The sequence below is a fragment of the Janibacter sp. RAF52 genome, assembly GCF_052114035.1.
GTDB lineage: Bacteria > Actinomycetota > Actinomycetes > Actinomycetales > Dermatophilaceae > Janibacter > Janibacter hoylei.
Genome location: NZ_JBFRDY010000001.1, coordinates 115823 through 138222, shown reverse-complemented (window position 1 = coordinate 138222; position 22400 = coordinate 115823). Strand labels below are relative to the sequence as shown.

Below are 22400 nucleotides of genomic sequence, written 5' to 3'. Positions count from 1 at the left end.
ATCAGACCTCGGAGAGCTCGGCTTCCTTGGCCTTGAGGAGGGTGTCGACGGTCTCGACGTACTTCTTCGTCAGGGCGTCGAGGTCCTTTTCACCGCGGGTGCCCTCGTCCTCGCCGACCTCGCCGTCCTTGACGAGCTTGTCGATCGTGTCCTTGGCGGCGCGACGGACGTGGCGGATCGAGACCTTGGCGTCCTCGCCCTGCGAGTGGGCCAGCTTGATGTACTCCTTGCGACGCTCGGCGGTCAGCTCGGGCATCGTCACCCGGATGACGGTGCCGTCGTTGCTCGGGTTGGCGCCGAGGTCGGAGTCGCGCAGGGCACTCTCGATCGCGCCCATCGAGGACTTGTCGAAGGGGGTGATGAGCAGGGTGCGGGCCTCGGGGGTCTGGAAGGAGGCCAGCTGCTGCAGCGGCGTCGGGGACCCGTAGTAGTCGACCATGACCCCGCTGAAGAGGCCCGGGTTGACGCGACCGGTGCGGATGCCGGCGAAGTTGTCCTTGGCCACCTCGATGGCCTTGCCCATCTTGTCCTCGGCCTCGAGCAGTGCGTCCTCGATCATGTGCGTCCGTCTCCTTCTCCGGCCCCGGGGGCCTCGCGTGCGGCTGGGCCGCGGTGGTCTGGGGTCAGTCTCTCACTCAGGCCGTGACGACGGTGCCGATGGGCTCGCCGAGCAGGGCGCGGGTGACATTGCCCGGACCCTCCATGCCGAAGACGACCATCGGGAGGCGGTTTTCGCGGCAGAGGCTGAAGGCCGCGGCGTCGACGACCTTGAGGTTCTGCTGGATGGCCTCCTCGTAGGTCACCCGGTCGAGCTTGCGGGCGTCCGGGTTGGTCCGCGGGTCGGAGTCGTAGACCCCGTCGACGCCGTTCTTGGACATGAGCACCGCGTCGCACTTGATCTCCAGGGCGCGCTGGGCGCTCACCGTGTCGGTGGAGAAGAAGGGCATGCCGGCCCCCGCACCGAAGATGACGACTCGGCCCTTTTCGAGGTGGCGGATCGCCCGGCGCGGGATGTAGGCCTCGGCGACCTGACCCATGGTGATCGCCGTCTGCACGCGGGTGTCGACGCCGGCGTGCTCGAGGAAGTCCTGCAGCGCCAGGCAGTTCATCACCGTGCCGAGCATGCCCATGTAGTCGGCGCGGCTGCGGTCCATGCCCTGCTCCTGCAGCTCGGCGCCGCGGAAGAAGTTGCCACCCCCGACGACGATCGCGACCTGGATGCCCTCACGGACGGCCACGGCGATCTGTTCGGCGATCCCCCGCACGACGTCGGGGCTCAGCCCGACCTTGCCGCCACCGAAGGCTTCGCCGGAGAGCTTGAGGAGGACCCTGCGGTCGGCCTGGGGGGTGGTCTGCTCGGTCACGTGGTGCTCCCTGGGTCGCGTGCGGGTTCGCCCGATCCTTCCACAGGTCCGGCCCCACCGAGGAACTCGCCCGAGTCGCACCGACTGCTTGACAGTTGCTCTCCACTTGTCAAGTGACCGCGGGGTCACTGGCGTCGTCCGCACCTTGGCCGGCGCCACCGCCGACCACCCCCTGCGGGTCGTGCTCGAGGCGCTCCGCCCGCCCGCCTGAGCACCTATCCTTGCCCGTCGTGAGCACCGCACCCGCCGACCGGTCGGCCCCCGTCACCGTCTCGATCACCCGTACCGTCCGCCCCGAGGACGACGCCCTCATGCAGGTCTGGGCCGACGCGGGCACCAACCTCGCCCGGCGCTTCCCCGGCTTCCTCGGCTCGGGCTGGGTGCGCCCTTCGCCCGGGTCCGAGCAGTGGCACATGCTCTACCGCTTCGCCGATGCCGACGCCCTCGAGCACTGGCAGCAGTCCCACGAGCGGGCCCGCTGGCTCGGCGCCGCCACCCGCCTCGTCGAGACGACCCGGATGGAGTCGCGCACGGGCATCGAAGGGTGGTTCGACGAGCCGCACGAGGTGACCGGCGGCGACATCGCCCCGCCCGCCCCGCCGCGGTGGAAGCAGATGGTCGTCATCTTCTGCGCCTTCTTCCCCACGAGCCTGGTGCTCACCTACGTGCTCGCCGTGGTGACCGAGGGGTGGCCGGCCTGGGGCCGCGTGCTGCTCACCTGCGCCATCGCCATCCCGTGGATGACGTACGTCTTCCTCCCCTTCGTCACACGGCTCTTCCTGCCGTGGACCCAGCCGCGGCGCTCGCCGTGATCTGGCGACGAGCATGACGAAGGGCGCCGCCCCCGGATGGGGTGCGGCGCCCTTCGGCGTGGTGCGGGGTTCGTCAGGAACCGACGCGGAAGCGCGCGAACTGCGTGGCGCTCGCACCGGCCTCCTCGAGGACCTTGCCGACGGACTTCTTGGAGTCCTTGGCGAAGGGCTGGTCGAGCAGGACGTTTTCCTTGAAGAAGCCGTTGACCCGGCCCTCGACGATCTTGGGCAGGGCAGCCTCGGGCTTGCCCTCCTCCTTGGCCGTCTCCTCGGCGATGCGACGCTCGTTGGCGACGACGTCGGCGTCGATCTCGTCGCGGGTGAGGACGTTGGGGCTGAACGCGGCGATGTGCATCGCGACGTCACGGGCCACCTGGTCGTCGCCACCCTCGGTGCCCAGGAGGACACCGATCTGGGCCGGCAGGTCAGGGCTGGTCTTGTGCAGGTACGCCGAGACGTTGGGGGCCTCGACGCGGGCGACCCGCTTGACCTCGATCTTCTCGCCGATGGTGGCGTTGGCGTCGTCGAGGAGGTCCTTGACGGTCTTGTCCCCGGCGGGGGCAGCCAGCAGGGACTCCGCGTCGGTGGCCTTGGCCGCGACGGCCGCGGCGAGGACCTCGTCCGCGAGGGCGCCGAACTTCTCGCCCTTGGCGACGAAGTCAGTCTCGCAGAGGACCTCGACGAGCGTGCCGACGCCGGCCTCGGCCTTGGCGACGACCAGACCGTTGGAGGTCGTGCGTCCCTCGCGCTTGGTGACGCCCTTGAGGCCCTTGATGCGCAGCAGCTCCTGGGCCTTGGACTTGTCGCCCTCGGCCTCGTCGAGCGCCTTCTTCACGTCGAGCATGCCGGCGCCGGTGCGCTCGCGCAGCTCCTTGATGTCAGCGGCGGTGTAGTTCGCCATGTGTGTCCCGTTCTCCTTCGTGAGGTGTGACGGTGGTCGGTGAGTGGAGGCTCAGGCCTCGGGGGCGGCCTCGGCGGCCGGAGCTTCCGGGGCGGCCTCGGCGGCGGGGGCCTCGGCAGCAGCCGGAGCCTCAGCAGCGGCGGGGGCCTCGGCAGCGGCCGGAGCCTCGGCAGCGGCCTCACCGGCGAGGAGCTCGCGCTCCCACTCGGCCATCGGCTCGGCCTCGGCGGAGGCGTCCGCACCGGACTTGCCGCCACCGCGGGCCATCAGGCCGTCGGCGACCGCATCGGCGACGACGCGGGTCAGCAGCGTGACGGAGCGGATCGCGTCGTCGTTGCCGGGGATCTTGTAGTCGACCTCGTCGGGGTCGCAGTTGGTGTCGAGGATCGCGATGACCGGCAGGCCCAGCTTGCGCGCCTCGTCGACCGCGAGGTGCTCCTTCTTGGTGTCGACGATCCACACGGCGGAGGGGACCTTCGACATGTTGCGGATGCCGCCGAGGGTCTTGTCGAGCTTGTCCTTCTCACGACGGAGGATGAGCAGCTCCTTCTTCGTGTAGCCCGAACCGGCCACGGTGTCGAAGTCGAGCTCCTCGAGCTCCTTGAGCCGGGTGAGGCGCTTGGAGATCGTCTGGAAGTTGGTGAGCATGCCACCGAGCCAGCGGTGGTTGACGTAGGGCATCCCGACGCGCGTCGCCTGCTCGGCGATCGGCTCCTGGGCCTGCTTCTTCGTGCCGACGAAGAGGATCGTGCCGCCGTGCGACACGGTCTGCTTGACGAACTCGTACGCGTCGTTGATGTAGGTCAGCGACTGCTGCAGGTCGATGATGTAGATGCCATTGCGCTCGGTCATGATGAAGCGCTTCATCTTGGGGTTCCAGCGACGGGTCTGGTGCCCGAAGTGGACGCCGCTCTCGAGGAGCTGGCGCATCGTGACGACGGCCATGCCGAAGTCCTCTCTCATAGGTTGTCAGTTGTTGTCCTGGTGCTCCGGCACGACCCCGCCCGACCGAGGTCGGGACTGCCGTGGTGTGCCCCGGATTCAGAGTCGGACTCGTCACCCGGCGAGGAACACGCGAATTCATCCAGACACACTGGATGTGCACCCCATCCTACGGCCGCGGGGCGAAGGGAGGAAATCGTCCGGCGGCGTAGCCTGCCCGACATGAGCGCACCCCTCGTCGCCCGCATGGAGCCGCACGCCGAGACGATCTTCGCGACGATGTCGGCCCTCGCGGTCGAGCACGACGCGATCAACCTCGGGCAGGGCTTCCCCGACACCGACGGCCCCGCCGAGGTGCTCGAGGCCGCGAAGCACGCGATCGACGCGGGCCACAACCAGTACCCGCCGTCGATCGGCATCCCGGCCCTGCGCGAGGCGGTCGCCGAGCACCAGGCCCGCCACCACTCCCTTCGACTCGACCCGGCGGACGAGGTGCTCGTGACCTCGGGCGCGACCGAGGCGATCGCCGCGTCGCTCCTCGGCCTGCTCGAGCCGGGTGACGAGGTCGTCGTGCTCGAGCCCTCGTACGACAGCTACTCGGCCGTCATCGCGCTCGCCGGCGGGGTCAAGCGGACGGTGCCGCTGCGGCTGCCCGACCTGACGATCGACCCCGCGGCCCTCGCCCGCGCCTTCAGCCCCCGGACCAGGGTCGTGCTGCTCAACAGCCCGCACAACCCGACGGGCAAGGTCCTCGACCGGGCCGAGCTCGAGATGGTCGCCGAGCTCGCGCGTCGGCACGACGCGTGGGTCGTGAGCGACGAGGTCTACGAGCACCTGACCTTCGGGGTGCCGCACATCCCGATCGCCACCCTGCCGGGCATGGCCGAGCGGACGCTGACGATCGGCTCCGCCGGCAAGTTCTTCTCCGTCACGGGGTGGAAGGTCGGCTGGGTCAGCGGGCCCGCGCACCTCGTGCGGGCCGCTCGGGTCGTCAAGCAGTACCTGACCTTCACGACGGCCTCTCCCCTCCAGCACGCGGTGGCGCACGCGCTGCGTCTGGGGCCGGCGCCCCTCGACGCGCTGCGCGAGTCGTTGCGGGCCCGACACGACCTGCTCGTCGACGGTCTGCGGTCGGCCGGGCTCGAGGTGCGGCCCTCCCAGGGCACCTACTTCGTCGTCGCCGATGCCGCGCCGCTCGGCGTGACCGACGCTCTCGAGTGGTGCCTGCGGCTGCCCGAGTCCGCGGGGGTGGCCGCCGTGCCGGTCTCCGTCTTCTGCGACGACCCGGCACCGACGGCCTCGCTCGTGCGCTTCGCCTGCTGCAAGCACGAGTCGCTCCTGCGCGAGGCCTGTCAGCGCCTGGCCGCGTGATCCACAGGCGGCCCCGGCCCGCGGTCACCGTCCACCGCTGCGGGCCGGAGCCGGCACCACGGCCCGACAACGGCCACGCTCCCCGTCATGAGCACCGTCCCCGTCGTCGCCCTCCTCGCCGCCGGAGCCCTCGTCGGGCCGGCGCCGCCGCCGCGGGCGATGTGGTCCTGGCCGGTCGGCGACGGTGGACGCCCGGTGGTGGCGGCTCCCTTCGATGCCCCCGAGGAGCGGTGGGGGGCGGGCCATCGCGGCATCGACCTCGCGGCGTCGAAGGGCGACCCCGTCACCTCCGTCGACGACGGCGTCGTCACCCATCGCGGTCGGATCGCCGGCCGCGGGACGGTGAGCATCACGCACGGCGACGGTGTCCGCAGCACGTACGAGCCCGTGGACTCTTCCCTCACCGTGGGTGATCGGGTCCACCGAGGTGAGGAGATCGGCCGGGTCGGTCCCGAGCCCGGGCACTGCGAGCCCGCCACCTGCCTGCACCTGGGCGCCAAGCGCGATGACACCTACCTCGACCCCATGGGCTTCTTCGGGGCCCGGCGGGTCGTGCTGCTGCCGGTGGCGTGACGGCCGCTCAGGCGCGGGGGTGCGCCTGCTCGTAGCTGCGACGCAGCCGGTCGAGGGAGACGTGGGTGTAGATCTGCGTCGTGGCGAGCGAGGAGTGCCCCAGCAGCTCCTGCACCATGCGCAGGTCAGCGCCGCCCTCGAGCAGGTGGGTCGCGGCGGAGTGGCGCAACCCGTGCGGACCGATGTCCGGGGCGTCGGGCACGTGGGCGAGCAGGCCGTGCACGACCTCGCGCACCTGACGAGGGTCGACACGACGACCACGGCGCCCGAGGAAGAGCGCCGGGCCCGAACCGTCGACGACCACCCGGGGGCGTCCCCGCTCGAGCCACTCCCCCAGGGCCGCGTCCGCGGGGGCGCCGTAGGGCACGGTCCGTTCCTTGCGCCCCTTGCCGAGCACCCGGACGACGCGCCGCGAGCGGTCCACGTCGTCGACGTCGAGCCCGGTGAGCTCGCTGACCCGGATCCCGGTGGCGTAGAGCAGCTCGAGCACGGCCCGGTTGCGCAGGTGGATCGGGTCGTCGTCGTCGGCCGCGACCGCCGCGACGTCGAGCACGGCGGTCGCGCTCTCGCGGCTCAGCACGTCGGGCAGGGTGCGCTGCCGTTTCGGCGAGGTGAGCCGCAGCGCGGGGTCGGCCTCCACCCGACCACTGCGTCGCGCCCAGGCGAAGAAGGTGCGCACCGCGGCGGAGCGTCGGGAGAGCGTCGCCCGGGCCGCGCCACCGGCGGACAGCTCACCGAGCCAGGCGCGCAGCTGCTGCAGCGTGACGTCGCCCAGATCGTCGGCACCGTCTGCCGCGCACCATGCGAGACAGGCCCGCACGTCGCCTGCGTAGGCCCGGATCGTGTGCGCGGAGCGGTCCCGCTCACGCTCGAGGTGGCCGACGAAGGCCTCGATGCACTCGAGCGCCCAGTCAGGCGGGGCCGGCGCGGAGTCGATCGGTTGCCTGCTCACCCCACCACCGTGCCACGCAGCGTGCCGACCACGAGGCAGCGACCCTCACCCGGGTCCGGCTCCGCGCACCCAACCGCCGTCGTCGGTCTGTTCGACCCAGCCCTCGAGCGCGAGGACCGACAGCTGTGCGAGGACCTCGTCGACCGGGAGGACGAGCTCGTGGGCCACCGCGCCGACCCCTCGGCCAGACCTGCGGGTGAGGACGTCGTGGATGCGTCGCTGTGGTGGCGTCAGCGCGTCCAGCGGACGCCCCGGCCCGAGCAGCTCGTCGGGCTGGTCGGCGGCCTCTCCGACCCGAGCCGCAATCGCGAGGACGTCGTCGGTGTCCGTGACGAGGGCAGCTCGGCCCTTCTGGATGAGCTCGTGGCAGCCGGCCGACGACATCTGCGTCACCGGCCCGGGCACCGCCCCGACGGGGCGCCCGAGCGCCTCCGCCCACCCCGCCGTGTTGCGCGACCCGGACCGCAGCCCCGCCTCCACGACGACCGTGGCACCCGACAGGGCCGCGATGATCCGATTGCGGGCGAGGAACCGGTGCCGCATCGCCACCGTGCCCGTCGCGAGCTCGGTGATGACGACCCCGCGCTCCGCGACGGCGTCGACGAGCCGGCGGTTGCCCTCGGGGTAGGCGCGCTCCGGGCCGCACGGGAGCACCGCGATCGCGGGCCCGTCGCCCGTGAGTGCCCCCTGGTGGGACGCGGCGTCGATGCCGTAGGCGGCCCCGGACACGACGGTCCACCCTCGACCGGCCAGACCGGCGCCGAGCTCACGGGCGATCGCCTCGCCGTAGCCGGTGCTCGCCCGTGAGCCGACGACGGCCACCGACCGGGTGACGAGGTCCGCGAGGCAGGCATGACCACGCACGTGCAGCAGGTGCGGGGAGACGAGGGGGTGCGAGAGCGACTCCGGCCAGTCCGCGTCGCCGGGGACGACGACCCGGGCCCCGACGCGCTCGACCCGGTCGAGCTCGGCGTCGATGTCGACGCCTGCGACGTGGGCGCGGGCACTCGCGCACTTGGGCAGGTCCCCGTCGACGAGGCGGTGCCAGGCCTCGACGTGGCCCAGGGAGATGACCTCGAAGAGCAGTGCGGGCAACACGTCGCTGGCTCGTTCGCGGCGATTTTCGAGGACCCGGCTCCAGGCGACCCGGGCCCGCCGCTCGTCCGTCCCCACCTGGGCATGGGCGCGAGCTGCCTCGGCCGCCGTGGGCGCGGCACCCCTCGAGCGACTCATGCGGCCACCGCCCCCTGGGTGCGGTACATCAGCGCCAGCCCCACGTCGGTCGGACTCGGCGTCGCTCGTCCGTTGACGTCGGCGCTCGTCCAGGCCAGTCGGAGGACCCGGTCGTAGCCGCGCACGGTCACCTGCCCCAGGTCCAGCGCCCGGTCGAGCATCGCTGTCGTGCTCGACGGCAGCCGCCAGGGCGCCCGCCGCAGGAAGGGGCCGGGCACCTGGCTGTTGAGCGTCCATCCCTGCGGCCCCCAACGACGGGCCTGGGCCTCCCGCGCCGCGAGGACGCGCTCCGCGACCGCGGCGCTCGAGTCCGGCGGCGCCTCGGTGAGGTCCGCCAGGCTCACCTTGGGCACCTGGACCTGGATGTCGACCCGGTCGAGCAGTGGTCCGCTCAGGCGGGCGGCGTAGGCCCGCCGCTCGGTGGGTCGGCACCGGCAGGACAGCCCCTTGCCGTACCCCTCGCCGCAGGGACAGGGGTTCGCCGCGAGCACGAGCTGCACCCGGGCCGGGTAGGTCACCTGCTCGCGAGCGCGGGAGACGACGATCCGGCCGGACTCCAGCGGCTGGCGCAGCGCCTGGAGGACCGCCCCACCGAACTCGGCCGCCTCGTCGAGGAAGAGCACTCCGTGGTGCGCCTGCGAGACCGCCCCGGGCAGGACCGCCCCAGAGCCCCCGCCGACGAGTGCCGCGACGCTCGCCGAGTGGTGCGGTGCGACGAAGGGAGGCACGAGGTCGATCCCCGTCGGCATGGCGCCGACGACCGACCGCACGGCGAGGGACTCGAGGGCCTGCTCCCGGGTGAGCAGGGGCAGGATCGTCACGAGACGCTCGGCGAGCATCGTCTTGCCCGACCCCGGTGGGCCGTTGAGCAGCATGTGGTGACCACCCGCCGCCGCCAGGAGGAGAGCCGCCCGCGCCTCGTGCTGCCCGGACACGTCGGCGAGGTCCAGCCGACGCCGACCCGCCGGTGGCGCGGCCGCCGGCTCCCCATCCGCCTCGGTCAGACGCCCACCGCGCGGCACGCACCGGTAGGCCGCGACGAGCTCCGCGAGGGTCTGCGCCGTCGAGACCCGCACCCCGTCGACGAGGCGGGCCTCCCCCACGTCGTCGGGGGCGACGACGACGTGCTCGCAGCCGGCCCCCTGGGCGGCCAGCACTCCGGGGAGGACTCCCGCGACGTGCCGCAGCCGTCCGTCGAGGCCCAGCTCGGCGAGGTGGACGACCGGCCGGACGGGCTCGGCCGGCAGCTCCCCGCAGGCCGTGAGCGCCGCGACGACGAGGCCCAGGTCGAAGCCGGTGCCGTGCTTGGGCAGGGAGGCGGGTGACAGGTTGAAGGTGAGCTGTCGCGCGTTGAGCGAGACCTCCGCGGAGAGCGCAGCGGCCCGCACCCGCTGCGCAGCCTGGCGCAGCGCCGTGTCGGGCAACCCGCTGATGTCGAAGGCCGGCAGCCCCCGACCGACGTGGCACTCGATGTCGACGAGGTGCCCGCTCACCCCGCGCAGGGCCACGCCCCGCGTCACCCCGACGCTCACAGCCCTGCCCCCGCGACGTGGCGCACCCGGTAGGTCTCGGTCGCGGGGTCGAGGTGGAGCGCGACGACGTCGAGGCGCACCCCACCGCAGGAGACCGCGTGCTCGGCCAGCCAGCGACCGGCGAGTCGACGCAGCCGGGCCAGCTTGGCCCGGGTGATCGCCTCGATCGGCTCGCCGAAGGCCTTGCTGCGCCGCGTCTTGACCTCGCACACGACGACGACGTCGCCGTCGAGCAGCACGAGGTCGATCTCACCTGAGCTGCACCGCCAGTTGCGGTCCAGCACCCGCATGCCTCTGCCCGTGAGATAGCGCTCCGCGAAGGCCTCGCCCTCTGCTCCGATGCGCGCCCTCGTGGGCTGCTCACTCGTCCCCGACCGGGTCATGTCCGACCACCTCCGGCACCCAGTCAAGGTGGGAGCGGGGACCCGTGGCGGACCCGTCGACGGTCTGTGGACACCCCCTTCGCCCGGGGCGGGGCTGTGGACGGGCTAGAAGCCGCCGTCAGGCATCTCGAGCTCGGACTTGGCGAGCTCCTCGACGTTGACGTCCTTGAAGGTGACGACCCGCACCTGCTTGGCAAAGCGCGCCGGACGGTAGATGTCCCACACCCACGCGTCCTGCATGGTCACCTCGAAGTACACCTCGGCCCCCTCGCCGCGGACCTTCACGTCGACGCTGTTGGCGAGGTAGAAGCGCCGCTCGGTCTCGACGACGTGGCTGAAGAGGTGCACGACGTCGCGGTACTCGCGATAGAGCGCCAGCTCCATCTCGGTCTCGTACTTTTCCAGGTCCTCCGAGCTCACCGGGACCTCCCTTCGCTCGTCGTGCCGGCGAGGAGCCCACGGTCCCCGCCCGGTCGTTCCTCATCATCCCCTACGTGTGCGGCGGCCGGCAGCGGGGTCACCCCGGGCAGGGACCACGAGCGTCGGTGCTGCTCGCTCGCCCCGTGCACCGCGAGCGCATCGAGGTGGGCGCTCGCCGAGTAACCCTTGTTGTCCGCCCAGCCGTAGTGCGGGTGCTCATGGTCGAGATCGACCATGTGGGCATCGCGCTCCACCTTGGCCAGCACGCTCGCGGCAGCGACCGAGCTGCAGCGCATGTCGGCCTTGATCATCGTGCGCACCGGCGGTGTCGACGCCCCACCGACGATCTCGGCGAGCAGGCCGACCTCCTGCGGGTCGGTCAGCCAGTCGTGGTTGCCGTCGAGCAGGACGAGGTCGGGGACGACGTCGATCTGCCCGAGCGCCCGCTGCCCCGCGAGGCGCAGCGCAGCGATGATCCCGATCTCGTCGATCTCTGCGGGCGAGGCGTGCCCGACCGCGTGGCCCACGGCCCAGCGCCGCAGGCGCGGCACCATGGCGACGCGGGCCGCCGGGGTGAGCAGCTTGGAGTCGCGCACGCCGGCTGGCGCGCTGCGGCAGGTCTCGTCGATGACGACCACGCCGACGCTGACCGGGCCGGCGAGCGCCCCCCGGCCCACCTCGTCCATGCCGGCGAGCACCCGGTGACCGGCCCGCTGCAGCTCCCGCTCGACGCGCAGGCTGGGCCGACCGGAGCGCGGTGTGCGGCGCCGGGTCGTCACGAGGTGTGCGGCTCGCGCCCGGGCGGTGCCAGCGAGTGGGTGCCCGGTGCCCGCACGTCGGTGAAGACCTCGTCGTGCCCGGACAGGCCGGACATCCGGTCGAAGGGCCACACGGTCACGACCGCCTTGCCGACGACGAGGTCGAGCGGTACCGACCCCTTGGCGCCCGTGCCGCCGGGGTCGTGGAAGCGCGAGTCCGAGGAGTCGCTGCGGTTGTCACCCATGACCCACATGCGCCCCTCGGGGACGGTGATGTCGAACTCGATGTCGCTGGCGCTGACACCGGGCTTGAGATAGGGCGTCTCGTCGATCGGCTCGCCGTTGAGGAGCAGCCGCCCCTCGGCGTCACAGCACTGGACCCGGTCGCCCGGCAGCCCGATGACCCGCTTGATGAGGTGGCCCTCGGAGGTGTCCGGCAGCAGGCCGACGAACATCAGGGCGTCACGGACCCCGTCGAGCACCGGGCCACGGCTGGCCTCGGGGGTCGGGCTGAGCCAGTCGCCGGGGTCCTCGAAGACGACGATGTCCCCTCGCTCGAGGTCGAAGGGCCCGGGGGTGAGCTTGGAGACGACGACCCGGTCCCCGACGAGCAGCGTGTCCTGCATCGACTCGCTCGGGATGAAGAAGGCCTGGACGAGGAAGGACTTGACGATGAAGGACAGCGTCAGGGCCATGGCCAGGACGACGACGAGCTCGCGGACGGCCGCGCCGAGACGGGCGCCCATCCCCCGCTCGTCGCGCGCACGCTCCTCGCGGGCGCGGTCCTTTTCCTCGCCCTCGGCCTCGGCGTGCGCCGAATCGGGATCGTGTGCCACGGGTCTCTTCCTCTTGCGCGCCCAGCAGGTCGGGGCGTCATCCGGTCCAGTATGCGTGCTCCGCGCGGCCGCGGTCGTCAGCGAGCGGGTCGTGTCCGCCCTGGGGGCTCAGTGCCCCAGCCCGCCGATGCGGTCGAGGGGCCAGTAGCGCCACGACACGTGGCCGACGACGTCGTCGACCGGCACCATGCCCCCGCCGGGGTCCCCGAGGTGGCTGCGGGAGTCGGCCGAGTCGCTGCGGTTGTCCCCGAGCACGAAGAGGCGCCCCTGCGGCACCTTGACGTCGAAGGGGGTGTCACAGGCTGTCGTGCCCGGCGCCAGCCACGGCTCGTCGACCGGCGAGCCGTTGACGACCAGTCCCCCCTTCGGCGTGCACGAGACCCGGTCGCCCCCGACCCCGGCGACCCGCTTGAGGAAGTCCTGCTCTCCGAGGTCGATGGACAGGGTCGAGGCGATCGACGACAGGGTGCGGCCGATGAGGCCGTCGGAGGCGAAGGGGGTGCGGTCCCCCGCCGCGAAGGTCGTCGTCCCGTCGAAGACGATGACGTCGCCGCGCTCGACGTGCGAGGCCCCGATCTTCGTCACGACGACCCGGTCACCGGGTTGGATCGTCGGAGCCATCGACCCGCTCGGCACGTGGAAGGACTCCATGACGAAGATGCGCAGGAGCATGACGAGCAGCACCGCCACGCCGATCTCCAGCAGGATGCGGCGGGCGGGACGCACGTCGACCCCCGCCGGGTCTCCGGCGGGGGTCGAGGCGTTGGCGTCCTGGGCGGGCTCGGTCGACATCGGGGTCAGCCTACGGCCCGCTGGGCGGCAGCGGTCAGTTCGCGGGCGTCTCGCGACGCTCGCGGATGCGAGCGGCCTTGCCGCGCAGGTTGCGCAGGTAGTACAGCTTCGCGCGGCGGACGTCACCGCGGGTCGCGACCTCGATCTTCTCGATGACCGGGGTGTGGAGCGGGAAGGTCCGCTCGACGCCGACACCGAAGGAGACCTTGCGGACGGTGAAGGTCTCGCCGATGCCACCGCCGTGGCGGCGGATGACGACGCCCTGGAAGACCTGGACACGGGAGCGGTTGCCCTCGATGACCTTGACGTGGACCTTGACCGTGTCACCGGCGCGGAACTCGGGGATGTCGTCCCGCAGGGACGCCTTGTCGATCTCGTCGAAACGCTGCATGGCGCTTGTCGCTTCCTGCGGACGCCACAGGCCGTCCGCCCTCGTCAGTAGTGTGTGAGGTGTCGCGCCCACCGCCGCGTGCTGTGGGTCGGTCCGCCGTGCTGGCGGGCTCGTCTCGGCACTCCCCCTGTGGCAGGGGCGGTGTCGTTGAGCGCGATGTCCGATTCTGCCAGAGGGGAGCGCGTGACCAGAAATCGTGCCGGGGCCCATCGTCGTCCCCGATCGACCGGCGAGCACCACTGGCACCCGGTCGGCGGCCTGCTCACCCTGCTGCTCGTCGCACCCGCTGCCGCCGTGCTCACCTCCCGGCTGCGGGGGCTGCTCGAGCTCGACCGGCTCGGTGCGGCGTGCACCGGCACCGATCTCCTCGGCCCGCTACTGCTCCAGGGCCTGCCCGTCGTCGTCCTGCTCATCGCGATCCCCGCAGCTCTGCTGTCCCTGGCCCACCGCGCCACGGGGTGGACCTGGCTCCTGCTGGTCCTCGGCGTGACGGCACTGCTGGAGGTCGGGCTGCGCGTGTGGTTGCCCCAGTGCGCGTGAGCCTCAGCGACGGACGGGTCGGCTGAGGTCGACCGTCCCCGGGCCCTCGCCGGGACCGCGCACCCGGTAGCCGGCCTTCTTGAACAGCCGCAGCAGACGCTCCTGGTCGGCGCCGGTGTTGAGCCACAGCGTCGTCACGTCGCTCGGGGCGAGGGCCTCGGCATGGGCGAGCAGCGCGCGACCGAGGCCGCGCCCCTGCAGGTCGGGGGCGATCATCAGCCGCCCGATCTGCCAGGTCGTCGGCTCCTGCGGGTCGCGACGTACCCGGACCGACCCGACGAGCCGGCCTTCGCTCCGGAAGAGGTGGGTCGTCCAGTGCTCGAGGGCGGCCGCGACCGCGGCGGCGTCCTCCGCCGGGGCTCCCCACCAGTGCTGCTCCGGGGTGATCATCTCGATCCAGCAGGCCTTCTGCAGCACGGTCAGCTCGGCGGCGTCGGCCCGGGTGGCGACCGAGTGCTCGAGCCCGGCGAGATCAGAGGTCGTCGCCGCGACGTGGAGCAGGTCGGGGCGGCGGGCCGCGGTGCGGGCCAGACGCTGCTCGTGCCGCCACGCGGCGACGGCCGCGTGGTTGCCACCGAGGAGCACCTCGGGCACGGCCCGCTCCACGCCGTCACCATCGGTCCACACCGACGGCTTGGTGTAGATGGGGTACTCGAGCAGGCCCCCTTCGTGCGACTCCTCGACGAGGGACTCGCCATTGCCGACCACGCCCGGCAGGAGCCGGCCGATGGCCTCGACCATCGCGAGGACGGCGACCTCGCCACCGTTGAGCACGTAGTCGCCGAGCGAGATGACCCGCACGGGCATCCGCTCGGCGGCCCACTCGTAGACCCGCTCGTCGATCCCTTCGTAGCGGCCGCAGGCGAAGGCCAGCCAAGGCGCCTGCGCCAGCTCTCGCGCCGTCGCCTGCGTGAAGCGCTCCCCGCCCGGCCCCGGGACGACGAGGATCGGGGCCGGTCCGCTCGTCTCGTCGGCGGAGGCGAGGACGTGCTCGAGCGCCTCGCTCCACGGTTGCGCCTTCATGACCATGCCCGCTCCCCCGCCGTACGGGGTGTCGTCGACGGTGCGGTGACGGTCGTGCGCGTGGTCGCGCAGGTCGTGCACGCGCAGGTCGATCAGACCCTCGCGGCGGGCCTTGCCGATGAGCGAGATGTCGAGGGCGGCGAGGTAGTCGGGGAAGATCGAGACGGCGTCGATGCGCACGGTCACTCTCCTGCCGCGTCGAGGTCGAGCAGGCCGGGGGGTGCGTCGACGACGAGCCGGCCGGCCTGCGGGTCGACCTCGGGGACGATCGCCTCGACGAAGGGGACGAGCGTCTCGCCGCCGTCCGGTCGCCGCAGCCGCAGCCGGTCCTGGGCGGCGCCGAGCTCGAGGGCGACGACCTCGCCCACCACCGTGCCGGTGGGGTCGACGGCGGTGAGCCCGACGAGATCCTCCTCGTACCACCCTTCGTCGTCCTCGGACGGGTCCGGCTGGTCGGCGGCGAGCACGAGCCGGGTGCCGCGGAGGGACTCGGCGCCGGTGCGGTCGGGGATCTCCTCGAAGCCGAGCAGCCAGATCCCCCGGTGCACGCGGGTCGTCGCGAGCGTCAGCTGACGGGGCACGCCCGACCCGGGCTGCGCGCGGGTGTCGAAGACGGTGCCGGGCACGAGGCGGGACTCCGGGTCGTCCGTGTGCAGCTGGACGGTGACCTCGCCACGCAGCGCGTGGGGCTTGCCGATGCGGGCGACGACGTGACCGTCAGGAGATGCCATGCGGGACAACCTATGTATCCGGGGCCCGGTATGGCGAATGGCCGCCCTCCCCGAGGGGAGGACGGCCATCAGCCGGACGTGGAGCGCCGGGCTCAGCGCTCGCGGTCGGTGTCGACGATGTCGATCCGCACGTTGTCGCCGCCCGAGAGGGCGCCGAGCACTGTGCGGAGGGCAGACGCCGTGCGGCCGGAGCGACCGATGACGCGACCCAGGTCGTCGGGGTGCACGCGCACCTCGAGGATCTGACCGCGACGCAGGTTCTTGCTGCGCACGACGACGTCGTCCTTGTGGTCGACGATGCCGGTGACCAGATGCTCGAGCGCCTCGTCGAGCATCTCAGGCCTCGGTGGTCTCGGCCTCGGCCGGGGTCTCCTCGGCGGGAGCCTCGGCAGCAGCCTCGGCCTCGGCCTTCTCGGCGGCGGCCTTGTCGTCCGCAGCCTTCTTGTCGGCCTTCTTCTTGGCGGTGATGGCCTCGTGCTCAGCGCCCTCCTTGTCGGAGTTGGCGAGCGCGGCCTCGTAGAGGTCCTTCTTGGAGGGCTTGGCCTCCTTGACCTTGAGGGTGCCCTCGGCGCCGGCCTCACCCTTGAACTTCTGCCAGTCACCGGTGACCTTGAGCAGCGCGGCGACGGCCTCGGTGGGCTGGGCGCCCTGGGAGAGCCAGTACTGCGCGCGCTCGCTGTCGATGTCGATGAGCGAGGGCTCCTCGGTGGGGTGGTACTTGCCGATCTCCTCGATGGCCCGGCCATCGCGCTTGGCGCGCGAGTCCATGACGACGACGCGGTAGAACGGAGCGCGGATCTTGCCCATCCGCTTGAGACGAATCTTGACGGCCACGGTCGTGGTCCCTTCAGTCATGAGCACGGCGAGACCGTGCGCGGTTCGCACGGGGTATCGAGCTCGGGGTGTAGGCATCCGGCGCACGCAGGAGAGATCCCCGGCGCGGACGGGTACGGAGGGGATTGTTCCACGCCTCCCCTCCCCGGCCCAAACCGGGACGAAGGGAGGACCTCAGCGGTTTTCCCAGGCGTCGGGGGCCGCGAGGGCCTCCTCGACGGCGGCAGGGAAGTCGCCGCTCAGCACGTCGGCGAGGCTCGTCCCGTCGAGGACGGAGCGCACGCTCGAGCGGACGGCGACCCAGACCGTCCGCAGGTGGGTGGCGGCGCCGTCGTAGGTCATGGCCTGGGGGCGCTCCCCCCGCACCTCGGCGAGCGGACCGTCGACGGCCCGGATGACCGCACCCACGGAGATCTGCGTCGCCGGGCGGGCGAGGAGGTAGCCACCGCTGGCACCCATCCTGCTGACGACGAGCTCGGCCCGGCGCAGGTCGGCGAGGATCGCCTCGAGGAACTTGCGCGGCAGCTCCTGCTCGGCGGCGAGCCGGACGACCGAGACCGGCGTGCCCCCGTCAGTGGCCGCGGCCAGGGTGAGCATGGCGCGCACCGCGTAGTCGGATCGGGCGGAGATATCCATGCCCTCAGTATCGCGGGCGGGGCCGGGGGTGGTGACCACGACCTGAGACATAACGTGACGTTACTTGACCGATAACAGGATGTTCGGTGAAACTCCTGCTCATCACGTGGGACATACCCCACGGAGCGCCGCACACTCCTCACGGAAAGAGTCCTCCGTATGCGCAAGCTCGTCCTCCTGGCCGTCGTCGGCCTGCTCGCCCAGCTCGTCGACGGATCGCTCGGCATGGCATACGGCGTCACGACGACGACGCTGCTGCTCGCGATCGGGACCAACCCCGTCGCCGCCTCGGCCACCGTCCACCTCGCCGAGATCGGCACGACGCTCGTCTCCGGCGCCTCGCACTGGCGCTTCGGCAACGTCGACTGGCCGGTCGTGCTCAAGATCGGCCTCCCCGGGGCGGTCGGCGCCTTCGCCGGCGCGACCTTCCTCGCCAGCCTCGACACCTCGACGGCCAAGCCGATCATGTCGGGCATCCTGCTCGCGCTGGGTCTCTACGTCCTGCTGCGTTTCACCTTCAAGGGGCTGCGCAAGGACCGTATCGGCACCCCGCTGCGCAAGCGCTTCCTCGCTCCCCTCGGGCTCTTCGGCGGCTTCGTCGACGCGACCGGCGGCGGCGGCTGGGGGCCGGTCGGCACCCCGGCGATCCTCGCCAGCGGCCGGATGGAGCCGCGCAAGGTCATCGGCTCGATCGACACCAGCGAGTTCCTCATCTCGGTCGCCGCGAGCATCGGCTTCCTCGCCGCCCTCGGCTCCCAGGGCATCAACTTCTCCTGGGTCGCGATGCTCTTCATCGGCGGGGCGGTCGCCGCGCCGATCGCCGCCTGGCTCGTGCGCACGATCCCCCCGCGGATCCTCGGCTCGCTCGTCGGTGGCCTCATCGTCCTGACCAACTCCAAGACCATCATGGGCAAGGGCGGTCTCGCCCTCGACGACGCCGCGAAGTGGGTCGTCTACGGCCTCGTGTGGGCCGTGTGGATCGCCGCAGTCGCCTACAGCATGCGGGCCCACCGGGCCGAGGTGGCGGCCGAGGCGACCGCAACCCGCGACAGCGACGAGCGAGAGCTCGTGGGCGAGCCCGTCTGAGGGACGGGGCGACGAAGGGGGTCAGCGCCCCCCGACGCGGGCCCCCCGCAGGATGACGTGCGTCGGCGTGCCGCAGGCGCGCACGTCCTCACGGGGGTCGTCGGCGAGGACGACGAGGTCGGCGTCCTCCCCTTCAGCGATGGCAGGGTGACCGAGCCAGTCACGTGAGCGCCAGGTGCCCGCGGCCAGTGCCTCACGGGTGCTGAAGCCCGCTCGGGTGAGCAGCTCCATCTCCTGGGCGACGAGCCCGTGCGGCAGGGAGCCGCCGGCATCGGTACCGACGTAGACGTCGATCCCCGCGTCGTGGGCGGCGGCGACCGTCTCGAAGCGCCGCTCGTGCAGCTCGAGCATGTGCCGGTGGTAGTCGGGGAACTTCTCCGCGGCGGGTGCCGCGATCTTGGGGAAGGTCTCGATGTTGACGAGGGTCGGCACGATCGCGATGCCCTGATCGGCGAAGGCGGAGATCGTCTCCGGCATCAGGCCGGTCGCGTGCTCGATGCAGTCGGTGCCGGCCGCCGCGAAGTCCGCGAGCGACTCCTCGCCGAAGCAGTGCGCGGTGACCCGGGCACCCTCCTCGTGGGCGGCCGCGATGGCCTCGACGAGCACCTCCCGCGGCCAGCAGGGGGCCAGGTCACCGACCCCGCGGTCGATCCAGTCCCCGACGAGCTTGACCCAGCCGTCACCCGCGCGAGCCTCGGCGCGCACCCGGGAGACGAGCTGCTCGGGCTCGACCTCGTGCGCGTAGTTGCGGATGTAGCGCTTGGTCCGCGCGATGTGACGGCCGGCCCGGATGATCTTGGGCAGGTCGTCGCGCTCGTCGATCCAGCGGGTGTCGGCCGGCGAGCCGGCGTCACGGATGAGCAGGGTGCCGGCGTCGCGGTCGGTCACGGCCTGGGTCTCGCTCGTCGCGGCGTCGACCGCCCCGTGCGCATCGAGCCCGACGTGGCAGTGCGCGTCGACGAAGCCGGGCAGGACGTAGCCCGTGATCGTCTCGACGTCGCCGCTCGTCGGCGGTGAGAAGGAGATCTTGCCGTCGATGATCCACAGCTCGGGCACGCTCTCCTGCTCGGAGACCAGCACCTCGCCCTTGACGTGCAGCACTTCAGCCATGACCCGAGGCTAGCCCGAGATCGCCTCGTCGATCGGGGTCTCCCCGTCGTGGAACTCGATGGTCCGCCCGACAGTCGCGTTGGCGGCGAGCGTCGCCGCGATGACCCGGGCGACATTGGCTCGCGAGACCTGGCCGCTCCCCTCCCGGCCGATCTGGATCTTGCCGGTCGGCGGGTCAAGGGTCAGGCTGCTCGGCCCGAGGACGGTCCAGTCGAGGTCGGTGCCGCGCAGGTGCTCGTCTGCCGCGGCCTTGGCCTCGGCATATGCGTGGAAGGGGTTGCTCGGGTCGACGCCGTGGTCGGGCCCGGCACCGCAATAGCTCAGCATGACGTAGCGCCGCACGCCGGCCTGTCGCGCGGCCTCCATCGAGCGGATCGCCGCGTCCTGGTCCACGGCCCGGGTGCGCTCGGGGTCTCCCCCGCCGGCGCCGGCGGACCACACGACCGCGTCGTGGCCCGCGAGGACCTCGGCGATGCCGTCGGTGTCGAGCATCTCGACATCGGCGACGTGCGGGGCCGCCCCTGCCGCCTCGACGTCGGCGGCGTGATCGGGGTTGCGGATGACGGAGGTCACCGAGTGCCCGAGTTCGGCGAGGATCGGGGTGAGCAGCAGGGCCACCTTGCCGTGGCCACCGATGACGACGATGCGGGACATGATCAGGTCCTCTCGGTCGGGGTGCCCGGCAGCTCCGCCGGGCCCCTCTACTCCATCACACTCCGGCGTCAGCGTGACGAGGTGATGAGCGCCCGCAGCGACTGGAGCGTCACCTCGGGCGCCTCGGAGTGCACCCAGTGCCCGACACCCTTGACGGTCACGAGCCGCACCCGGGGGAAGAGCCGTCGCATCTCGGCGAGGTCGTCGTCGGTGACGTACAGCGATCGCTCGCCGGCGAGCCACAGCACCGTCTTGTCGAAGGGGGCGAGACCCGCCACTTCGTCGGTGGGCCAGCCGCCGATGGTGGCGATGTCGCGGCCGATCACCTCGAGGTTGGGCTGCCAGCGCCAGCCGTCGCCCTCCCGGCGCAGGTTCTGCAGGAGGAAGGCCCGCACCCCCGGATCGGGTGCGGCCTCGCGCATCGCCGCGTCGGCCTGCTCACGGGTGGTGATGCTGCCGAGGTCCATCGCCTGCATCGCGGCGATGTAGGTCTCGAACTCGCTGAAGCTCGTCGTCGCGGCCGGCGAGATGTCGACGACGCACAGCCGGTCGACGAGCTCGGGGTGGCGCAGGGCCACGAGCATCGCGATCTTGCCGCCCATCGAGTGCCCGACGACGACCCACGGCTCGTCCGAGTCGATCGCTCGCAGGTTGTCGGCGACGATGTCGGCGGCCGTCGGGTAGTCGAAACGCTCGGTCCACGGCGACCGTCCGTGGTCGGGCATGTCGAGCAGGGTCGGCCGGCTGATGTCGGCCAGACCCTTGGCGATCTGGGTCCAGTTGCGCCCCTGGCCGAAGAGCCCGTGGCAGAAGGCGACCCGGGGGCCGGAGGTCCCCGAGGTCACCGCGTGGAGCGTCGGCGAATCCATCGGTCGATCAGCTGCCGCCGCCCAGGAACTTCTCGAAGCCCTTGGGCAGCTGGCCCGGGTCGAGGTCGGCGGGGTCGAGGCCCGCGCCCCCGCCCGCGGGGCCGCCACCGAAGGCCGAGCCCGCCGGCCCGGAGCGCCCCCCGCCGGCCGCGCGCTCGGCTGCCTCGCGCTCCTGCTGGGCGCGCTTGGCGGGGTTGCCCGACTTGCCCTTCTTCTTCTGCTGCTGCTTGCCCTTCTTGCGGCCCGCACCGCCACCCATGCCGGGGACGCCGGGCATGCCCGGCATGCCACCGCCCCGGGCGAGCTGCTTCATCATCTTCTGCGCCTCGGTGAAGCGCTCGAGGAGCTGGTTGACCTCGGAGACGGTCACGCCCGAGCCCTTGGCGATCCGCGAGCGGCGGGAGCCGTTGATCTGCTTGGGGTGCGTCCGCTCGAAGGGGGTCATCGAGCGGACCATGGCTTCGACCCGGTCGAACTCGCGCTCGTCGAGGTTGTCGAGCTGCGCCGACATCTGCCCCATGCCGGGCATCATCTTGAGCATCGACTTCAGCGAGCCCATCCGCTTGATCGCGGACATCTGCTGCAGGAAGTCGTCGAAGGTGAAGTCCTCCTCCGCGAGGAACTTGCGCTGCATCTCCTCGGCCTGGCCGCGCTCGAAGGCGCGCTCGGCCTGCTCGATGAGCGTGAGGACGTCTCCCATGTCGAGGATGCGCCCGGCCATCCGGTCGGGGTGGAAGACCTCGATGTCCTTGGTCTGCTCGCCCGTGGAGGCGAACATGATCGGCCGCCCCGTCGTGCCGGCGACGGACAGGGCCGCACCACCGCGGGCGTCACCGTCGAGCTTCGAGAGCACGACACCCGTGAAGTCGACCCCTTCGGCGAAGGCCCGTGCGGTCTCGACGGCGGCCTGACCGATCATCGAGTCGATGACGAAGAGGACCTCGTCGGGCTGCACGGCGGCCCGGATGTCCGCGGCCTGCTGCATGAGCTCGGCGTCGACCGCGAGACGGCCGGCGGTGTCGACGATGACGACGTCGTGCATCTGCGACTGGGCGTGCGCGATGCCCGCGCGGCTCACGGCGACGGGGTCACCGAAGGAGCGGGTGCCCTCCCCCGACTCCAGGACGGCGTCGTGCCCACCGGTGTTGCCCCGCTCGGGAGCGAAGACCGGGACGCCGGCTCGCTGACCGGTCACCTCGAGCTGGGTGACGGCATTGGGGCGCTGGAGGTCTGCCGCGACGAGGATCGGGGTGTGGCCCTGGTCCTTGAGCCAGGCGCCGAGCTTGCCGGCGAAGGTCGTCTTGCCCGAGCCCTGGAGACCGGCGAGCATGATGACCGTCGGCGGGCGCTTGGCGAACTGGATCGTTCGGGTGTTGCCGCCGAGGATCGTCACGAGCTCCTCGTTGACGATCTTGATGACCTGCTGGGCCGGGTTGAGGGCCCCACTCACCTCGGCGCCGGTGGCGCGCTCGCGCACGGCGGAGGTGAACTCCTTGACGACGGGCAGGGCGACGTCGGCGTCGATGAGGGCCATCCGGATGTCGCGGACGGTCTTGTTGACGTCGGACTCGGACAGGCGCCCCTTGCCGCGGAGGTTCTTGAAGGTCGCGGTCAGGCGGTCGGACAGGCTGGTGAACACCCGGCCAAGGGTACTTGC

At 72.0% G+C, this 22400-nt stretch carries 27 protein-coding genes; 5 read left to right on the top strand and 22 right to left on the bottom strand.

Features of this window, described 5'->3' with window-relative positions; genetic code table 11:
• Position 1 precedes the first annotated feature (1 nt).
• Together frr and pyrH are read right to left on the bottom strand one after the other, a co-directional pair.
• Entirely contained in the window at positions 2-559 is a 558-nt protein-coding gene (frr, locus tag AB4Y78_RS00665) for a ribosome recycling factor (RefSeq protein ID WP_007927467.1), read from the bottom strand.
• A 76-nt stretch (positions 560-635) separates the two neighbouring features.
• Positions 636-1364 carry a UMP kinase gene (gene pyrH, locus AB4Y78_RS00660; protein ID WP_007927466.1) on the bottom strand — a complete coding sequence of 243 codons (729 nt, stop codon included), beginning with the start codon at positions 1362-1364 and terminating at the stop codon, positions 636-638.
• A gap of 230 nt (positions 1365-1594) precedes the next feature.
• Here pyrH and AB4Y78_RS00655 point away from each other — a divergent pair, with 230 nt between their 5' ends.
• On the top strand, positions 1595-2176 hold the full coding sequence (locus AB4Y78_RS00655; protein WP_441713850.1) for an antibiotic biosynthesis monooxygenase: 582 nt from the start codon (positions 1595-1597) through the stop codon (positions 2174-2176).
• A gap of 73 nt (positions 2177-2249) precedes the next feature.
• Here AB4Y78_RS00655 and tsf read toward each other — a convergent pair whose 3' ends face one another.
• The gene (gene tsf / locus AB4Y78_RS00650) at positions 2250-3077 is read right to left on the bottom strand and encodes a translation elongation factor Ts (RefSeq protein ID WP_007927464.1); all 828 of its coding nucleotides are present in this window, start codon (positions 3075-3077) and stop codon (positions 2250-2252) included.
• Positions 3078-3128: 51 nt separating this feature from the next.
• Complete coding sequence (gene rpsB / locus AB4Y78_RS00645) at positions 3129-4022, bottom strand: 30S ribosomal protein S2 (protein ID WP_128277460.1); 894 nt, start codon at positions 4020-4022, stop codon at positions 3129-3131.
• Between the two features lie 219 nt (positions 4023-4241).
• Between rpsB and AB4Y78_RS00640 the strand changes: the two genes are divergently transcribed.
• Together AB4Y78_RS00640 and AB4Y78_RS00635 are read left to right on the top strand one after the other, a co-directional pair.
• Positions 4242-5390, top strand: a complete 1149-nt coding sequence (locus AB4Y78_RS00640) for a pyridoxal phosphate-dependent aminotransferase (protein ID WP_007927461.1) — start codon at positions 4242-4244, stop codon at positions 5388-5390.
• Between the two features lie 87 nt (positions 5391-5477).
• Complete coding sequence (locus tag AB4Y78_RS00635; RefSeq protein ID WP_441713849.1) at positions 5478-5963, top strand: murein hydrolase activator EnvC family protein; 486 nt, start codon at positions 5478-5480, stop codon at positions 5961-5963.
• A gap of 7 nt (positions 5964-5970) precedes the next feature.
• Here the strand turns inward: AB4Y78_RS00635 and AB4Y78_RS00630 are convergent, their stop codons facing one another.
• The 9 genes from AB4Y78_RS00630 to rplS all read right to left on the bottom strand — a co-directional run bounded on the left by AB4Y78_RS00630 (position 5971) and on the right by rplS (position 13260).
• Positions 5971-6915, bottom strand: a complete 945-nt coding sequence (locus AB4Y78_RS00630) for a tyrosine recombinase XerC (RefSeq protein ID WP_007927459.1) — start codon at positions 6913-6915, stop codon at positions 5971-5973.
• 45 nt (positions 6916-6960) lie between these two features.
• Complete coding sequence (gene dprA, locus AB4Y78_RS00625; RefSeq protein WP_441713848.1) at positions 6961-8148, bottom strand: DNA-processing protein DprA; 1188 nt, start codon at positions 8146-8148, stop codon at positions 6961-6963.
• Complete coding sequence (locus tag AB4Y78_RS00620) at positions 8145-9680, bottom strand: YifB family Mg chelatase-like AAA ATPase (RefSeq protein ID WP_441713847.1); 1536 nt, start codon at positions 9678-9680, stop codon at positions 8145-8147. Before AB4Y78_RS00620 ends, dprA begins: the two co-directional genes overlap by 4 nt.
• Positions 9677-10063 (bottom strand): YraN family protein, encoded by a 387-nt coding sequence (locus AB4Y78_RS00615; RefSeq protein ID WP_441713846.1) that lies wholly within the window; start codon positions 10061-10063, stop codon positions 9677-9679. The genes AB4Y78_RS00620 and AB4Y78_RS00615 overlap by 4 nt, the downstream gene beginning before the upstream one ends.
• A 105-nt stretch (positions 10064-10168) precedes the next feature.
• Positions 10169-10483: a DUF2469 domain-containing protein gene (locus tag AB4Y78_RS00610; protein ID WP_007927448.1), complete on the bottom strand. Its 315-nt coding sequence runs from the start codon at positions 10481-10483 to the stop codon at positions 10169-10171.
• A complete protein-coding gene (locus AB4Y78_RS00605; RefSeq protein ID WP_306511831.1) occupies positions 10480-11262 on the bottom strand; it encodes a ribonuclease HII in 783 nt (260 codons plus the stop codon). Before AB4Y78_RS00605 ends, AB4Y78_RS00610 begins: the two co-directional genes overlap by 4 nt.
• Positions 11259-12077: a signal peptidase I gene (lepB, locus tag AB4Y78_RS00600; RefSeq protein WP_306511829.1), complete on the bottom strand. Its 819-nt coding sequence runs from the start codon at positions 12075-12077 to the stop codon at positions 11259-11261. The genes AB4Y78_RS00605 and lepB (AB4Y78_RS00600) overlap by 4 nt, the downstream gene beginning before the upstream one ends.
• Positions 12078-12185: 108 nt before the next feature.
• Positions 12186-12869, bottom strand: coding sequence for a signal peptidase I (gene lepB, locus AB4Y78_RS00595; RefSeq protein WP_306511827.1), 684 nt, complete (start codon positions 12867-12869; stop codon positions 12186-12188).
• 34 nt (positions 12870-12903) lie between these two features.
• On the bottom strand, positions 12904-13260 hold the full coding sequence (gene rplS, locus AB4Y78_RS00590; protein ID WP_306511825.1) for a 50S ribosomal protein L19: 357 nt from the start codon (positions 13258-13260) through the stop codon (positions 12904-12906).
• A gap of 183 nt (positions 13261-13443) precedes the next feature.
• Here rplS and AB4Y78_RS00585 point away from each other — a divergent pair, with 183 nt between their 5' ends.
• A complete protein-coding gene (locus AB4Y78_RS00585; RefSeq protein WP_282069795.1) occupies positions 13444-13800 on the top strand; it encodes a hypothetical protein in 357 nt (118 codons plus the stop codon).
• A 3-nt stretch (positions 13801-13803) separates the two neighbouring features.
• Here the strand turns inward: AB4Y78_RS00585 and trmD are convergent, their stop codons facing one another.
• The 5 genes from trmD to AB4Y78_RS00560 all read right to left on the bottom strand — a co-directional run bounded on the left by trmD (position 13804) and on the right by AB4Y78_RS00560 (position 17075).
• Positions 13804-15003, bottom strand: a complete 1200-nt coding sequence (gene trmD, locus AB4Y78_RS00580) for a tRNA (guanosine(37)-N1)-methyltransferase TrmD (RefSeq protein WP_441713845.1) — start codon at positions 15001-15003, stop codon at positions 13804-13806.
• A gap of 2 nt (positions 15004-15005) precedes the next feature.
• Positions 15006-15554, bottom strand: a complete 549-nt coding sequence (gene rimM, locus AB4Y78_RS00575; RefSeq protein WP_306511821.1) for a ribosome maturation factor RimM — start codon at positions 15552-15554, stop codon at positions 15006-15008.
• A 92-nt stretch (positions 15555-15646) separates the two neighbouring features.
• Positions 15647-15889, bottom strand: a complete 243-nt coding sequence (locus AB4Y78_RS00570; protein WP_007927429.1) for an RNA-binding protein — start codon at positions 15887-15889, stop codon at positions 15647-15649.
• Between the two features lies 1 nt (position 15890).
• Positions 15891-16388: a 30S ribosomal protein S16 gene (gene rpsP, locus AB4Y78_RS00565; protein WP_259909103.1), complete on the bottom strand. Its 498-nt coding sequence runs from the start codon at positions 16386-16388 to the stop codon at positions 15891-15893.
• A 174-nt stretch (positions 16389-16562) separates the two neighbouring features.
• Complete coding sequence (locus AB4Y78_RS00560) at positions 16563-17075, bottom strand: RrF2 family transcriptional regulator (protein ID WP_306511819.1); 513 nt, start codon at positions 17073-17075, stop codon at positions 16563-16565.
• Between the two features lie 108 nt (positions 17076-17183).
• On the opposite strand from AB4Y78_RS00560, the gene AB4Y78_RS00555 reads away from it, so the two are divergent.
• Positions 17184-18110, top strand: coding sequence for a sulfite exporter TauE/SafE family protein (locus AB4Y78_RS00555; protein ID WP_007927426.1), 927 nt, complete (start codon positions 17184-17186; stop codon positions 18108-18110).
• Positions 18111-18131: 21 nt separating this feature from the next.
• Here AB4Y78_RS00555 and AB4Y78_RS00550 read toward each other — a convergent pair whose 3' ends face one another.
• The 4 genes from AB4Y78_RS00550 to ffh form a co-directional block, all read right to left on the bottom strand.
• Positions 18132-19220 (bottom strand): amidohydrolase family protein, encoded by a 1089-nt coding sequence (locus AB4Y78_RS00550; RefSeq protein WP_265231464.1) that lies wholly within the window; start codon positions 19218-19220, stop codon positions 18132-18134.
• 9 nt (positions 19221-19229) lie between these two features.
• Positions 19230-19874: an SDR family oxidoreductase gene (locus AB4Y78_RS00545; RefSeq protein WP_306511817.1), complete on the bottom strand. Its 645-nt coding sequence runs from the start codon at positions 19872-19874 to the stop codon at positions 19230-19232.
• Positions 19875-19942: 68 nt separating this feature from the next.
• The gene (locus tag AB4Y78_RS00540) at positions 19943-20743 is read right to left on the bottom strand and encodes an alpha/beta fold hydrolase (protein ID WP_259909094.1); all 801 of its coding nucleotides are present in this window, start codon (positions 20741-20743) and stop codon (positions 19943-19945) included.
• A 7-nt stretch (positions 20744-20750) separates the two neighbouring features.
• Positions 20751-22382 (bottom strand): signal recognition particle protein, encoded by a 1632-nt coding sequence (gene ffh, locus AB4Y78_RS00535; RefSeq protein WP_259909095.1) that lies wholly within the window; start codon positions 22380-22382, stop codon positions 20751-20753.
• Positions 22383-22400 lie beyond the last annotated feature (18 nt).

Coding starts and splice junctions, on each gene's coding strand:
- lepB (WP_306511827.1), bottom strand. CDS start 12,869: ATGTCGACCGAGCCCGCCCAGGACGCCAACGCCTCGACCCCCGCCGGA.
- rimM (WP_306511821.1), bottom strand. CDS start 15,554: ATGGCATCTCCTGACGGTCACGTCGTCGCCCGCATCGGCAAGCCCCAC.
- AB4Y78_RS00540 (WP_259909094.1), bottom strand. CDS start 20,743: ATGGATTCGCCGACGCTCCACGCGGTGACCTCGGGGACCTCCGGCCCC.
- rplS (WP_306511825.1), bottom strand. CDS start 13,260: ATGCAGCGTTTCGACGAGATCGACAAGGCGTCCCTGCGGGACGACATC.
- AB4Y78_RS00640 (WP_007927461.1), top strand. CDS start 4,242: ATGAGCGCACCCCTCGTCGCCCGCATGGAGCCGCACGCCGAGACGATC.
- dprA (WP_441713848.1), bottom strand. CDS start 8,148: ATGAGTCGCTCGAGGGGTGCCGCGCCCACGGCGGCCGAGGCAGCTCGC.
- tsf (WP_007927464.1), bottom strand. CDS start 3,077: ATGGCGAACTACACCGCCGCTGACATCAAGGAGCTGCGCGAGCGCACC.
- AB4Y78_RS00550 (WP_265231464.1), bottom strand. CDS start 19,220: ATGGCTGAAGTGCTGCACGTCAAGGGCGAGGTGCTGGTCTCCGAGCAG.
- AB4Y78_RS00615 (WP_441713846.1), bottom strand. CDS start 10,063: ATGACCCGGTCGGGGACGAGTGAGCAGCCCACGAGGGCGCGCATCGGA.
- frr (WP_007927467.1), bottom strand. CDS start 559: ATGATCGAGGACGCACTGCTCGAGGCCGAGGACAAGATGGGCAAGGCC.
- rpsB (WP_128277460.1), bottom strand. CDS start 4,022: ATGGCCGTCGTCACGATGCGCCAGCTCCTCGAGAGCGGCGTCCACTTC.
- AB4Y78_RS00560 (WP_306511819.1), bottom strand. CDS start 17,075: ATGTCTCAGGTCGTGGTCACCACCCCCGGCCCCGCCCGCGATACTGAG.
- AB4Y78_RS00635 (WP_441713849.1), top strand. CDS start 5,478: ATGAGCACCGTCCCCGTCGTCGCCCTCCTCGCCGCCGGAGCCCTCGTC.
- AB4Y78_RS00545 (WP_306511817.1), bottom strand. CDS start 19,874: ATGTCCCGCATCGTCGTCATCGGTGGCCACGGCAAGGTGGCCCTGCTG.
- AB4Y78_RS00555 (WP_007927426.1), top strand. CDS start 17,184: ATGCGCAAGCTCGTCCTCCTGGCCGTCGTCGGCCTGCTCGCCCAGCTC.
- AB4Y78_RS00570 (WP_007927429.1), bottom strand. CDS start 15,889: ATGCTCGACGAGGCGCTCGAGCATCTGGTCACCGGCATCGTCGACCAC.